Annotated in this window: 12 protein-coding genes; 8 read left to right on the plus strand and 4 right to left on the minus strand. The window is 59.9% G+C overall.

All coding sequences use genetic code 11. The annotated features are described in order from the left end of the window. Positions 1-926: 926 nt before the first annotated feature. A complete protein-coding gene (locus tag ACURWW_RS05460; RefSeq protein ID WP_445616052.1) occupies positions 927-2,978 on the plus strand; it encodes a M13 family metallopeptidase in 2,052 nt (683 codons plus the stop codon). 91 nt (positions 2,979-3,069) lie between these two features. After that, positions 3,070-3,285 carry a DUF2970 domain-containing protein gene (locus ACURWW_RS05465; RefSeq protein ID WP_445616051.1) on the plus strand — a complete coding sequence of 72 codons (216 nt, stop codon included), beginning with the start codon at positions 3,070-3,072 and terminating at the stop codon, positions 3,283-3,285. 272 nt (positions 3,286-3,557) lie between these two features. Here ACURWW_RS05465 and ACURWW_RS05470 read toward each other — a convergent pair whose 3' ends face one another. Continuing rightward, positions 3,558-4,031: a MarR family winged helix-turn-helix transcriptional regulator gene (locus ACURWW_RS05470; RefSeq protein ID WP_445616050.1), complete on the minus strand. Its 474-nt coding sequence runs from the start codon at positions 4,029-4,031 to the stop codon at positions 3,558-3,560. Positions 4,032-4,727: 696 nt separating this feature from the next. Here ACURWW_RS05470 and ACURWW_RS05475 point away from each other — a divergent pair. The 4 genes from ACURWW_RS05475 (at position 4,728) to ACURWW_RS05490 (ending at position 8,446) form a co-directional block, all read left to right on the plus strand. Next, positions 4,728-6,392, plus strand: coding sequence for a nitrite/sulfite reductase (locus ACURWW_RS05475; protein WP_445616049.1), 1,665 nt, complete (start codon positions 4,728-4,730; stop codon positions 6,390-6,392). Next, the gene (locus tag ACURWW_RS05480) at positions 6,376-6,882 is read left to right on the plus strand and encodes a DUF934 domain-containing protein (RefSeq protein ID WP_445616048.1); all 507 of its coding nucleotides are present in this window, start codon (positions 6,376-6,378) and stop codon (positions 6,880-6,882) included. The genes ACURWW_RS05475 and ACURWW_RS05480 overlap by 17 nt, the downstream gene beginning before the upstream one ends. 134 nt (positions 6,883-7,016) lie before the next feature. Next, positions 7,017-7,694, plus strand: a complete 678-nt coding sequence (locus ACURWW_RS05485; RefSeq protein WP_445616047.1) for an NUDIX hydrolase — start codon at positions 7,017-7,019, stop codon at positions 7,692-7,694. A 29-nt stretch (positions 7,695-7,723) separates the two neighbouring features. Further along, complete coding sequence (locus ACURWW_RS05490; RefSeq protein WP_445616046.1) at positions 7,724-8,446, plus strand: dienelactone hydrolase family protein; 723 nt, start codon at positions 7,724-7,726, stop codon at positions 8,444-8,446. A gap of 66 nt (positions 8,447-8,512) precedes the next feature. Here ACURWW_RS05490 and hemB read toward each other — a convergent pair whose 3' ends face one another. From hemB to ACURWW_RS05505, 3 genes are all read right to left on the minus strand, one after another. Next, positions 8,513-9,493: a porphobilinogen synthase gene (gene hemB, locus ACURWW_RS05495; protein WP_445616045.1), complete on the minus strand. Its 981-nt coding sequence runs from the start codon at positions 9,491-9,493 to the stop codon at positions 8,513-8,515. A 48-nt stretch (positions 9,494-9,541) separates the two neighbouring features. Then, positions 9,542-10,921, minus strand: a complete 1,380-nt coding sequence (cysS, locus tag ACURWW_RS05500) for a cysteine--tRNA ligase (RefSeq protein WP_445616044.1) — start codon at positions 10,919-10,921, stop codon at positions 9,542-9,544. Positions 10,922-11,199: 278 nt separating this feature from the next. After that, a complete protein-coding gene (locus ACURWW_RS05505; protein ID WP_445616043.1) occupies positions 11,200-12,873 on the minus strand; it encodes a glutamine--tRNA ligase/YqeY domain fusion protein in 1,674 nt (557 codons plus the stop codon). A 154-nt stretch (positions 12,874-13,027) separates the two neighbouring features. On the opposite strand from ACURWW_RS05505, the gene ACURWW_RS05510 reads away from it, so the two are divergent. Both ACURWW_RS05510 and ACURWW_RS05515 read left to right on the plus strand, forming a co-directional pair. Beyond that, on the plus strand, positions 13,028-13,522 hold the full coding sequence (locus ACURWW_RS05510) for a peptidylprolyl isomerase (protein WP_445616042.1): 495 nt from the start codon (positions 13,028-13,030) through the stop codon (positions 13,520-13,522). A gap of 71 nt (positions 13,523-13,593) precedes the next feature. Continuing rightward, a complete protein-coding gene (locus ACURWW_RS05515) occupies positions 13,594-14,313 on the plus strand; it encodes a UDP-2,3-diacylglucosamine diphosphatase (RefSeq protein WP_445616041.1) in 720 nt (239 codons plus the stop codon). Positions 14,314-14,358 lie beyond the last annotated feature (45 nt).

Raw genomic sequence — 14,358 nt, forward strand, 5'->3', positions numbered from 1 at the left:
TGTAGCTCCCGCGCGTCATCCCTGACGCGAGGGTTTCGAGGGGCCCAGGCCCAGCACCGGACTGCTTTCGCAGTACGGGACGAGGGGCAGCTTTGCCCCAGCAGATCATCTGCCGGGACCGAATACAAGGCGGCCCCCACGGTGAACGGAGACCCAATGCCCGAATCACTGCGATGGGAGTTTGGTTCCGGGACCGGTATTTCAAAACCTTCGCTTCAGGGATGAAGCGAAGGAGCTACAGGGATGTATTCACCGCGTTTTTGAAATACCGGTCCCGGAACCAAACGGGATGGTCTACCGTTCTCCCCTGGCCTTCCAAACGCGGACTCCCTGACCTGGAGTTTTGGCACCGTTTTTCTTTTAGGATCAGCGAGTTGGGTCAGTGTCTTCAGTGAAATTCTCTTCCGTTTGTTTAACAGGTGGACAAGTGAGTATTGCCGGTGTCCGCTGGGTGCTGGGTGCCGGCAGGCCCGTCCGGCACAGGGCCTGGGCCCCTCGAAAACGCGGTAAATACGTCCCTGTAGCTCCCGCGCGTCATCCCTGACGCGAGGGTTTCGAGGGGCCCAGGCCCAGCACCGGACTGCTTTCGCAGTACGCGGCGAGGGGCAGTTTCGCTCCAGCACGGAGACTCAATGCCCGAATCACCGCGATGGGAGTTTGGTTCCGGGACCGGTATTTCAAAACCTTCGCTTCAGGGATGGAGCGAAGGAGCTACAGGGATGTATTCACCGCGTTTTTGAAATACCGGTCCCGGAACCAAACGGAATGGTCTACTGGTCCCCGATTGCCCCCACGAGACGACTCCTTTGCCAACCAGCCCTCGGTGACCCACCAGTCCCTCATGGACCCGTGGCGCCAATTCGGCGATACTTCGCCCCGTTATCTATTCCTATCAATCATTAGTATAAATTTACTGGAGGTACAGCATGCGACTGGCCCCTATGGCTATCGCCAGCGCCATCCTCGCGCTCTCCGGATGCGATCAGGCGGGCAACGTTGCCACTGTCAGCAGCGCCCAACCCGCCGAGAAACCATCCGGTATTCAGCTGGACTACATGGATACCAGCGTAGATCCGGCCGAGAACTTCTTCCGTTACGCCAATGGACAGTGGCTGGAGAACACCGAAATACCTGCGGACAAGTCCCGCTATGGGTCCTTTATCGTCCTGGCCGACCAGGCCCGTGAAGACCTGAAAGTCATCGTGGAGGAAGCGGCCGCCGCTGAAGCTGAGCCGGGTAGCGAAACCCAGCAGATCGGTGATTTCTACAAGAGCTTCATGGACACCGACACCATCGAAGCGCGCGGTCTCGAGCCACTGGAACCGCTTCTGGCGGACATCAGTGAGATCGAGAACCGGGAGCAACTGGCCGGATTCTTTGCACGGATGAACCGCCTGGGCGTCACCACCCCGCTCTACTTCTACATCAACAACGACGAGAAGCAGCCCGACCAGTACATCCCCTACTTTGGGCACTCAGGGCTGGGGCTTCCGGACCGGGACTACTACCTGAAAGACGACGAGACCAGCACCGAGCTGCGCGAAACTTATCGCGAGCACGTTGCCAGGATGTTCGAGCTGGCGGGCCAGGACAAGGGCGAGGAGGCAGCGCAAACTGTGCTCTCCATTGAAAATGACATCGCCGAGCGTCACTGGTCGCGCACCGAGTTGCGGGATCGAGAGAAGACCTACAACAAAGTGTCTGTTCAGGATTTGACCAGCCAGACCGAAACCTGGAAATGGGATGAATTCCTCGGCGGCGCGGGACTGACTGCGGCAGAGAGCGTGGTCATCTCCACCCCCGACTACTTCAGTGAGCTGGACAGCTTGCTGGCCGCCTATTCAGTGGACCAGTGGAAGGATTATCTGCGCTGGCACACCATTTCCGCCTTCGCCTCATTCCTTCCGGAAGCCCTGGATCAGGAAAACTTCCGGTTCTACGGTACCGCACTGAGCGGTGCGCAGGAGCAGGAGGAGCGATGGAAGCGTGCCATGAGCCTGTTGGACAGCAGTGTCGGGGACCCTCTGGGCAAGCTCTACGTGGCCGAGCACTTCTCACCCACCGCCAAGGCACGCATGGAGGAACTGGTTGAGAACCTGCGCGAGGCCTACCGCCAGAGCATTCTGGGCCTGGACTGGATGACCGAGGCCACCAAGAAGAAGGCCATCGAAAAGCTCGAGAAATTCACGCCCAAGATCGGTTATCCCGATAAGTGGCGGGATTACAGTAGCCTCCAGGTGGCTGCGGAGGATCTGTTCGGGAACTACCTGCGAGCCATCGAGTTCATGTACCAGATCAATGTGGACAAGCTGGGCAAGCCGGTGGACCGCAGTGAATGGTTCATGACGCCTCAGACGGTCAATGCCTACTACAATCCCGTGATGAACGAGATTGTGTTCCCTGCGGCCATCCTGCAGCCGCCCTTCTTCAATGAAGCGGCGGACGACGCAATCAACTACGGTGCCATCGGCGCGGTCATTGGTCATGAAATGGGCCACGGCTTCGACGATCAGGGGGCCCGATCCGACGGTGACGGGTTCTTGCAGAACTGGTGGACCGAAGACGACCTGAGCGAATTCAACCGCCGGACCCAGCAACTGGTGGAGCAGTACAGTCAGTACACCGTACTGGACGACCTGCATGTGAACGGTGACCTGACCCAGGGTGAGAACATTGGCGATCTGGGCGGTCTCACGGTGGCTTACAAAGCGTATCAGCTTTCTCTGGACGGCGAAGAGGCCCCTGTCCTGGACGGATTTACCGGGGACCAGCGATTCTTCCTGGGCTGGGGACAGGTCTGGGCCAACAAATACCGGGATGAGGAGCTGAGACGGCGTATAATGACCGATCCGCACTCGCCGCCCCGCTTCCGGGTGAATGGCGTGTTGCGCAATATGCCGGAGTTCTATGCCGCCTTTGGTGTGGAGCCAGGCGACTGGATGTACCTGCCACCCGAGGAGCGGGTCAAGATCTGGTAGAGTCACGCCCCATCGGCCGGTGGTTAACACCGGCCGATTTCCGGCCCTCCGCGGGACCGGAGTTTCCGAAGTAATCTAGAGCAAGAGTTGTATGAGTGAGATGAGCGAAAACAAGCCCACTTTCTGGCAGATTGTTGTCAGCACGCTGGGGGCCGCTTTCGGGGTCCAGAGCAGCAAGACCTACGAACGCGATTCAGACCAGAAGAGCATTGCGCCCTACCTGACGGCCGGCCTGATCTTCACTACTTTGTTCATTTTCATACTCGTAACCATCGTCAAAATCATCCTGAATAGCGCGGGAGCTTAGTTGTCCGCCGACGACAAGGCCAGATAGGTAGTAGCCAACGACAAGGACTGATGGTTGCCACGACAAGACTTAGCAGCACGCCACAGACACAGGCCTGGCTGTTCGGCAAAGCCTAACCCGCGCGGCGGCACAGGATTTTATTTGCCTGCGCAACTATCCTTTTCGCGATTAATGCCTGCCCCATCATCTGCCTCCCAACCCTTACAGTGCCATATCTGAACGCTCGCGCCCCTGGCCGTTTTCCGCCGCCGACAGCGATCTGGTTTTGCCCGCTACTTCCAAAGGCGAATGCTGTCGACGCCTGCCAGCTTGAGCAGTTTCTGCACGTTTCCTTTGAAGCCGCGATGCTCAGTCTTGTGCATGCTGTTCAGGAAGTGCTCCTGGTGCTCGTGAGCGAGGTGATTGAGCCGCGCAACAAGCGCCTGCCCCGAGGCGGTCATTCGCACCTTGACCGAGCGTCGGTCCAGTTTGTCGTGCTCCCGCAGCAAGAGTTCCTTCTTCTCCAGACGATCCAGCAGGCGGGTCACTGCGGAGCGATCCACACCAACGGTGTCGGCAATCATGGCGGGCGTACCGGCGAGCTGGTGATGAAGGACATTGAGGACCATCCACTGCGGCCAGGTGACCCCTTCGCCGGCAAGACGATGGTTGAACTCTTCCTGCATCAGGCTTGCGAGGCGGGAAATCCAGAAGGTGTAGCTGTTGTGGATGAGAAAATCGCCGTTCTGCGCGTTGGAAACTGACATACCGAAACCCATGCTGAGCAAAATGCCAGCAAGGTAATTGCCTGAGCAATAGCTGTCAACGGCAAGGCGATGTTTTGTGGAGTGGATCGGCTGGAGGTGAGGGGGTGCGGAGCCTTTGCCGGTGCTTCGGGAAGGAGCGTCCGTCAAAAACCCCGTCGGCCGACCGGCGAGCGGTCGGCGTGTCTGCCGCTACTGGCTGGCCGCCCAATAGGCGAAGGCGCTGATGGCGATAGCAATCAGCACTACTGCAGCAATAGCGTCAACCCAGCCATCACCCTTTTGCTGTGTTTGAGAACTATCGTCGGACATGGGTACGTCTCCTTTCAGGTCATTCGGCAATCAAATCGATTCGCGGGAACAGCGACTGGCGCCTCCGGGAGGCTGCATTTTACTGATTCCGCTAAGGGATGCACGATTCTTTTCGCCATGCATACGGTTCTGTCGTTCTCCGGGCTTCCTTGGGACGCTGAATGGCGGGCTTTATAAAAGCTGGGTATTACCTGATAGCGTTTAGGCATTTTACAGCATATAGCGCCAGTGCTAGTTTAGCGCCCCGCGCGGATGGGGCCAGGCCACACGGAAGAGCTCATCCCTTCAGCCCGGGATTGCTGTATTCTGCGCGGCTGTTTTTTTTCGGGCCTCTGGGCAGATCTTCAGCGGTTCCCTCACCTTCTCCACAGTGACGACTCAGCATCGATGTACGTATACGACGAATACGATCACAAGATTCTTTCCCAGCGGGTTTCCCAGTTTCGCGGTCAGATGGAGCGCTATCTGAACGGGGAAATCAGCGAGGAAGAATTTCTGCCCCTGCGTCTGCAGAACGGACTTTATATCCAGCGCCTCGCACCCATGCTGCGCCTGGCAGTACCCTACGGCATGCTCAACAGCGCGCAGCTTCGCAAGCTTGCCTTTGTGGCCCGTCACTGGGACAAGGGATACTGCCACGTGAGCACCCGCCAGAACATCCAGTTCCACTGGCCCCAATTGGAGGACGTTCCGGACATTCTGGCGGAACTGGCGAAGGTGCAGATGCACTCCATTCAGACCAGTGGCAACTGTATTCGCAATACCACCACTGACCAGTTTGCCGGCATTGCCCCGGACGAGATCACTGATCCACGCCCTTACTGCGAGATCATTCGTCAGTGGTCCACCTTCCATCCGGAGTTCGCCTTCCTGCCACGCAAGTTCAAGATTGGCGTGACCGCGGCGGAACAGGACCGGGCCGCGATTCAGGTACACGATATCGGTCTGGCCATGGTCCGCAACACGGCAGGAGAACTGGGCTTCAAGGTCCTGGTGGGCGGTGGCCTCGGCCGGACCCCCGTCATCGCCAGTGTGATCCGGGAGTTTCTCCCGGAGCGGCACCTGCTGACCTACCTGGAGGCCATTCTGCGCCTGTACAACCAGTACGGCCGGCGGGACAACAAATTCAAGGCCCGCATCAAGATCCTCGTGCGCGCCATGGGCCCGGACGTATTCGCCCAAAAAGTGGAAGAGGAATGGGCCCACCTGAAGGACTCGCCCGCCACCCTCACCCGGGAAGAGATCGATCGAGCCAAGAGCTTCTTCACGGAGCCTGCATACGCGTCCTTCGATGACGAGGCCGTGTCCGCCGAGCTGCAAAAACAGTCCGGTGAGGAGAAAGCATTCGACCGCTGGCTGAGCCGAAATGTGCACGCCCACCGGGTTCCGGGCTATGCGGCCGTAACCCTTTCCCTCAAGCCGCCGGGCGTTGCGCCGGGGGACATCACCGAGCGGCAGCTGGAGCTGCTGGCTGACCTGGCCGACGAGTATTCATTCGGCGAGGTGCGCACCACCCACGAGCAAAACATCGTGCTGGGGGATGTGCCGAAGAACCGGCTGCATGAACTGTGGCAGATACTCAGGCCCAACGGTTTCGCCACCCCGAACATAGGCACTCTCACCGACATCATTGCCTGCCCGGGCGGAGACTACTGCTCCCTGGCCAACGCCAAGTCGATCCCTGTGGCCGAGGCGATCCAGCGTCACTTCGATGACCTGGACTACCTGTACGACCTGGGCGATCTGGACCTGAATATCTCCGGTTGCATGAATGCCTGCGGCCACCACCATGTGGGCCATATCGGCATTCTCGGCGTGGACAAGAAGGGCGAAGAGTTTTACCAGATTCAGCTCGGTGGCAGTCAGGGCAACGACAGTCAGTTGGCGACGGTGCTCGGACCCTCCTTCGGTCGCGACCAGGTCACCGACGTGATCCAGAAGATCATTGACGTTTTTGTGGAAAGCCGCTCCCAGGAAGAGCAGTTTATCGACACCTACCGCCGCATCGGCATTGATCCTTTCAAGGAGCGTGTATATGCCAAAGCTCATTAAGGACGGGGCCGTCGCCCGGGACGATTGGCAGCTGATCGACGAGGAGACCAGCCTGGAGAACATCCCCTCGGGCAAAGTCATCGTTCCCCTGAAACTCTGGCAGGACCATTGCGAAGGATTGCGGGGCCGGCTTCCGGATCTGGGCGTGTGGTTGCACGGTCACGAGGAGACCGCCGCGCTGGCGGATGACCTGACGGATCTGCCCCTGGTGGCCGTCAACTTCCCTGTTTTCAGCGATGGGCGCGGCTTTTCCGCAGGCCGCCTGCTGCGGGAGCGCCACGGTTTTCGGGGGGAGTTGCGGGCCATCGGCTACTTTTTGCGGGAGCAACTGTGCTATCTGCGCCGCTGCGGTTTCTCAGCCTTCAGCCTGGACGACCGCTACGATCCGGAAGATTCCCTCAGCTCCCTTGAGGACTTCACCGAGTTCTACCAGGCCGCGTTCGACGAGCCCCTGCCCCTCTTCCGCCGCCGCGCAGGCGCGACGGCCTGAGGCGGTGAAGCAAGGTCCCGGCACCGGGACCTTCACGCCCCCAGTTGGGTCCGGCCGCCTCGACGTCACCCTCCTCCCTCGCTATCATCACCGTCCTACAACAATAATCATCGACTTGTTTAGAAGAGGATGGAGTGTTGAGTTATCCAAGTCCTTCTTCCACAGTCATGCTCCTGAGGGATCATGACGAGGACGGCCTGCAGGCACTGCTGGTTCGCCGCAATCACACCCTGACCACCGGCGGGGGTGCCTGGGTCTTCCCGGGCGGCCGGGTTGACCCGGCGGACTACATTGACCCCGATGACCACTTCCTCGCTGCCCAGAATGCCGCCCTGCGGGAGACCCGGGAGGAAACGAACCTGCGGATCGAGCGGAGCGACTTGATTCCCTTCGCCCACTGGACCACGCCCGAGGGCTCTGCCCGTCGTTTCGCGACCTGGTTCTTTCTTGCTCATCTGCGGGGTTCAGCCCAGGTGCAGGTGGACGGCGAGGAAATCGTGGATCATCGCTGGCTGTCGCCCAGCGCTGCCCTGGCCGCCCAGCGAGCGGGCGAAGTCACCCTGATGCCCCCCACCTTTGTTTCCCTGAGCCTTGCCGCGCAATTCGGGGATTGCGGCAGCGCTGTGGCGGACTTCCGGTGCCGGGAGGTGCAGTTTTTCAGCCCGCGAATCTGCGAGACCGATGAAGGGCGCATTATCCTCTATGACGACGACGCCGGTTACAAGGGAAGCAATCCCAACGAACCGGGGCCGCGTCACCGCGTCTATATCGAGGGCAACAACTGGCGCTACGAAGACAGTCGCACCCCTTGAGCGTACCGCCGGATCGACGGAGAGAGCTTATGCAGGAACAAACGCTTGAATACCAGGACGGCAACGAAGTACTGGAAGGTTTTCTGGTCACCCACGAGGATGGCCCACGCCCCTGCGTCCTGATTTGTCACGCCTGGAGCGGATTAAGTGATTTCGAGCGGGAGAAAGCCCGTAGTCTGGGCGCTTTGGGCTACAACGCGCTGGCAGTGGACATGTACGGCAAAGGCAGGCGCGGCAAGACCGTTGAGGAGAACCGGGAGCTGATGGCTCCGCTCATGCAGGACCGCGCCCTGCTCCGCAGGCGGGTACTGGCCGCGGTAAAAGCGGCGCGCACATTGGACATGGTGGATCCGGAGCGCCTGGCCGCCATTGGATTCTGCTTCGGGGGCTTATGTGTTCTTGATCTGGCGCGTTCCGGGGCCGATGTGAAAGGAGTGGTCAGCCTGCACGGACTGTTTGCGTCGCTTCCCGAGGACCTGCCCAGCGACATCATCAAAGCGAAGGTACTCGCTCTGCACGGCTACGACGACCCCATGGTTCCGCCGGAGCAGGTATTGGCGCTGGCCAAGGAACTCACGGACGGCGGCGTGGATTGGCAGCTTCACGCCTACGGGCTGACCTACCACGCCTTTACCAATCCCTCCGCGAACGACGCCGCCGGCGGCAAGATGTTCAACCCAAAGGCCAATCGCCGGGCCTGGCAGGCTGTGGAGAACTTCCTCAGCGAAGTACTGGACGGCACGCGCGATTGACAGACGCTCCGGCGAGCAGTCTGCCAGCCCCTTCCACACGCGTACACAGCAGGCGAAAGCTGGCCGTCAACGGCTTTCCGCGTTGAGCCAGTCGGCGATCTGTTCGGCAAAATAAGTGAGGATCAGATCAGCACCGGCACGCTTGAATGCCAGCATGGTCTCCATGATCACGGCTTTCTCGTCGATCGCGCCCTGGGATGCGGCGATCTTGATCATGGCGTACTCACCACTGACGTGGTACACGGCGAGGGGCCGGCTCGAGTGCGCGCGGATGTTTGCCACCACGTCCAGGTAGACCGTCGCCGGCTTCACCATCAGGATGTCCGCGCCTTCATACTCGTCCTGCAGGGATTCTGCCAGCGCCTCGCGGCCGTTGGCCTTGTCCATCTGATAACTGTCGCGGGTCCCCTTCAGGTGCACGTCCACCGCATCCCGGAACGGACCGTAGAACGCTGAGGCGAATTTGGTGGAGTAGGACATGACGGGCAGGTGGCTGAACCCTTCCCGGTCGAGGGCGTCGCGCAGAGCCGAGATCATCCCGTCCATCATGCCGGAGGGCGCAATCATGTCCACGCCCGCCCGGGCGGCAATGATGGCCTGCTTCTGAAGGTTGATGAGGGTCTGGTCGTTGTGCACATCCCCGTCCACCACCACCCCGCAGTGGCCGTGTTCGGTATATTCGCAGAAACAGTTGTCACTGATCACCACCATTTCCGGTTGTGCCTGCTTGGCACTGCGAATGATGCGTGCCATGAGCCCGTCCTCGGCCCAGGAGTCGCTACCGGTGGCGTCCTTATGGTGGGACACGCCGAACAGGATCACGCTCTTGATGCCCTTTTTCCACAGGCGCTGAATCAATGCGGGAAGGTCCGCTTCGGGATGGCGATAAACGCCGGGCATTGTGCTCAGCTCCACCGGGTTTTCGATCCCTTCTTCCACAAAGATCGGCAGTATCAGGTCGTCGGTGGTTAGATGGGTTTGCCGCACAAGGTCGCGAATCGCTGGGGTTCGGCGCAAACGGCGGAATCGAAAATCGACGGTAGACATAGGCAAGCCTTCGTTGGTGAATCGGGTTTTAGAGGTGCTTCCCCTTTTTTATTCGCGGCGCCAGGTGGTGCCGCTGCGGGAATCTTCCAGGATGATGCCCGCCTCTTTCAATTGTTCGCGGATTTCATCGGCCCGAGCGTATTCTTTCGCGGTCTTGGCAGCCTTACGCTCGGCAATGAGCGCTTCCACGCGGTCGGCACTGATGCTCTCTTCCCCGACGCTGGTCTTGAACCACTCCTCGGGATCAGTCTGAAGCAGGCCCAGAACCCCGGCGCTTTCAAGCAGCATCCCTTTCAGTTCCGCTTTGCGGTCAGCGTCGGCCTTGTTCAGGTCTCTTGCGATCTGATGCAGGGCGCTGATGGCGATGGGCGTGTTGAGGTCGTCCAGCAGGGCCTGAAAGACGGCGCTCTTGTGCAGGTCAACGGGCGCTGCCGGGATGGCTGCCGTGTCGCGGAGCGCGGTGTACAGGGAGTCCAGGCTGGCTTTGGCCTGGTCCAGCAGTTCTTTCGAGAAGTCCAGTTCGGATCGGTAGTGTGCGCTGAGTATGGCAAACCGCAGCACTTCACCGCGATATTTCCCGAGCAGGTCCCGGACGGTCCGGACGTTGCCCAGGGATTTGGACATTTTTTCTCCGTCCATGTTGATAAAGGCGTTGTGCAGCCAGTACCGGACATAGGTTGCGCCGTCGTGAACGCAGTGGCTCTGGGCCAGTTCGTTTTCGTGGTGGGGAAAGACGAGGTCTTTGCCGCCGCCGTGGATGTCGATGGACGGCCCGAGGTGGGATTCGATCATGACGACACATTCGGTGTGCCAGCCGGGACGACCGCGACCCCAGGGGCTGTCCCAGCCGGGTTCGTCGTCGCTGGAGGGTTTCCAGAGGACGAAGTCACCGGGGTGTTTTTTGTATCCGGCCACTTCGACGCGGGCGCCGGCGAGCATGTCTTCGAGTTTGCGGTTGGAGAGCTGTCCGTATTCGGGCATGGATTCTACGTCGAACAGGACGTGTCCCTCGGCCACGTAGGCGTGGCCCTTGGCGATGAGGGTTTCCATCATGGCGATCATTTGCGGCAGATGGTCGGTGGCGCGGGGCTCGATGGTGGGCTGAAGGCTTCCGAGGGCGGCCATGTCCTGGTGGTAGGCTTCGGTGTAACGTTCGGTGATGGTGCCGATGTCGGTGCCTTCTTCCCGGGCGGCCTGCATGATTTTGTCGTCGATGTCGGTGATGTTGCGGGCGTAGACGACGTTGTCATAGAGGCTGCGCAGTACACGAAACAGGGTGTCGAAGACGACGACGGGGCGCGCGTTGCCGATGTGGACGTAGTTGTACACGGTGGGACCGCAGACGTACATGGTGACCCGTTTGGGGTCCATGGGCTGGAAGATTTCTTTCTTCTTGGTCCGGGTGTTGGTGAGGTACAACTGGGTCAAGGTGCTCTCCGGTTTTGTTGATGGGGCGCTTTCGTCTTTCTGATCGTTGCCTTTGCCGATATCGAAATCTGGATATTTGGTGCCGGTCGCCCGTTTGGCGTGGGGCGAGCTGTTTCGAAAACGCGGTGAATACTTCCCTGTAGCTCCCGCGCCGCGTCCTGCGGCGAGGGTTTCGAAACAGCTCGCCCCACGCCAAACTGTCTGTGTGCCGCGTTCAGCCATTGCGCGGTACGTTCGCGGACCGATCGTTGCGCCACATGCGCATCAGCTTTGTGCGGTCAGTTTGCCGATTTTTTCTCCCAGGTGTCTTTCAGGCCAATGGTCTGGTTGAACACGGGGTACTCGGAACGGCTGTGCTTGTTGTCCAGATAGAAGTAGCCTTCCCGCTCGAACTGGTAGTGATCGTCGAGTGTGGCTGCGGCCAGGCCGATTTCCGCCTTGCAGTTTTCGAGAATCTCGAGGCTGTTCGGGTTCAGGGATTCACGAAAGTCCCTGCCGCCGGCCTCGGGCGCTTCTTCTGTGAACAGGCGATCGTAGAGGCGGACCTGGCAGTTGAGGTTGCGGCTGGCCGACACCCAGTGAATCACACCCTTGGGTTTGACGCCATCTTCCGGGTCCCGCCCCAGGGTGTTGCGGTCGCAGTGGCAGTGCACTTCGAGGATGTTGCCCTGCTCGTCTTTCACGACGTTCTCGGCCTGGATCACGTAGGCGTTGCGCAATCTGACTTTTTTGCCCAGCACCAGGCGCTTGTATTTTTTGTTGGCCTCTTCCCGGAAGTCTTCCCGGTCGATGTAGATTTCCCGGGAGAACGGCAGGGTCCGGGTGCCCAGGTCGTCCCGGTTGGGGTGGCCCGGCGCACTGAGTTCTTCGCTCTCGCCTTCGGGATAGTTGGTGAGTACGACTTTGAGCGGGCGCAGTACGCACATGGCCCGCGGGGCGTTCTTGTCCAGGTCGTCGCGCACGTGGTACTCGAGCATGCCCACGTCGGTGATCCCAAGGGAGCGGGTCACGCCGGCTGCGTCGCAGAAGTTGCGAATGGATGCGGGCGTGTAGCCGCGGCGACGCATGCCGGAGATGGTGGGCATGCGCGGGTCGTCCCAGCCTTCCACGTGGTTTTCGTCCACCAGCAGTTTGAGCTTGCGCTTGCTGGTCACGGTGTAGTTGGGGTTGAGGCGCGAGAACTCGATCTGCTTGGGCTTGCTGGGCGTGGGCAGATTTTCGATGAACCAGTTGTAGAGCGGCCGGTGGTCCTCGAACTCCAGAGTGCACAGGGAGTGAGTGATGCCCTCAATGGCATCACTTTGCCCGTGGGCGAAGTCGTAGGACGGGTAGATGCACCACTTGTCGCCGGTCTGATGGTGTGTGGCTTTTTTGATGCGGTAGAGAACAGGGTCCCGCATGTTCATGTTGGGCGAGGCCATGTCGATCTTCGCACGCAGGGTGCAGGCGCCTTCGTCAAACTCCCCGTTGCGCATTTTTTCGAAGCGCTCGAGGTTCTCTTCCACGGACCGATCCCGCCCCGGGCTGTTTTTGCCCGGCTCGGTGAGGGTGCCACGGTACGCGCGTGCTTCTTCCGCGCTCAGGTCGCACACATAGGCCTTGCCTTCCCTGATGAGGTGGACGGCCCATTGGTGGAGCTGGTCGAAGTAGTCGGAGGTGTAGCGCACCTCTCCGCTCCACTGGAAGCCGAGCCAGCGGATGTCCTCCTGGATGGACTCGACATACTCCTGTTCTTCCTTGGCCGGATTGGTATCGTCGAAGCGCAGGTTGCACTCGCCACCATAGTTACGCGCAATGCCGAAGTTCAGGCAGATGGATTTGGCGTGGCCGATGTGCAGATACCCGTTGGGCTCCGGTGGAAATCGGGTGATGACCTTGCTGATCTTTTTTGCCTGTAGATCCGCTTCGATGCCTTGCTCGATGAAGTTGAGGGGTCGGTTTCGTTCAGTCATTTAAGGGTACGGCACTCCGGGCGACGGCTGAGGGTTTGTCCGGGGCGGCATTCTTTGAGAATCCGCGGGAAGCGCGTATTATAGCCAGCTCTGCCACCGGCAAACACATCATCCGGGCAAGAATTTGGATTCCGGCCCCTATCTGGAGTACCCCATGATCACCCTGCATACAACTCTCGGCGACATTACCCTTGAACTGGATTTCGAGAAGGCCCCGAAGACGGCGGCAAATTTCAAACAGTACGCGGAAGACGGCTTTTACAATGGCACCATTTTTCATCGGGTCATTGACGGCTTCATGGTTCAGGGTGGCGGCATGACTGCAGACATGCAAGAAAAGGAAACCCGCGACAGCATCGAGAACGAGGCGGACAACGGCTTGCAGAACAAGGTGGGTACGGTAGCAATGGCCCGCACTATGGAGCCCCACAGCGCGACTGCTCAGTTTTTCATCAACGTCAAGGACAACGATTTTCTGAACCATACCCGCAAGGACGCCCAGGGCTGGGGTTACTGTGTGTTCGGCAAGGTGGTGGACGGTATGGATACTGTGAACAAGATCAAGGATGTTGAGACGGGCAACGCCGGCTTCCATCAGGATGTGCCCAAAGAGCCCATCGTGATTGAGCGGGTCACTGTCTCTGACTGATTGTCAGGTCGAAAGTCCGGAGCCAGCGTGTGCTGGCTTCCTCTCTTCCAGCCCTCTGTAGACTTTTCCCTGTGATTCTCTTCATCTCCGACCTGCATCTGGATGACTCCCGCCCCGCCATCGCCGAGGCCTTTTTCCGCTTTCTCGCCGAAGAGGCCGCGAAGGCCGAAGCGCTTTACATCCTCGGCGATTTGTTTGAGCTGTGGGTGGGCGATGACGACGACTCGGCTCTGGTGCTGGAAGTCCAGGACCGCCTCCGTCGCCTGGCGGATTCCGGGACCCGGGTGTTTTTCATGCACGGTAACCGGGACTTTCTGATCGGGGCGCGGTTTGGCGAGCGCTCGGGTGCGACCCTGTTGCCGGATCCGTTCGTGCTTGAGTGCGGTGGGGATAAGGTCTTGCTGATGCACGGCGATACGCTGTGCACCGGGGACCGGGACTATCAGGCTTTTCGCCAGCAGGTGCGCGCCCGGGAGTGGATGGATATGATCCTGGCCAAGCCCCTGGAGGAACGACGGGCGCTCGGTCGCCAGCTCCGCCAGCAGAGTCAGTCCATGAACAGCCGGAAGAGCGAAGACATCATGGATGTAACGCACTCGGAAGTGATCGCAGCCCTCCAGACCCACGGCGCCGATAAACTGATTCATGGCCATACCCATCGCCCCGCACGGCATCCCCTGGATGTAGACGGCCGGGCGGCCGAGCGCATTGTGCTGGGAGACTGGGATGACCAGGGCTGGTGCCTCGGCTACGAGTCGGGACATTGGGAACTCCAATCCTGGCGACTCTGAGGTATGCAGGCCTTACGTCGCGAGGAACCAAGCGTCGCCCGAAAG

The organism is Gilvimarinus sp. F26214L (assembly GCF_054401055.1).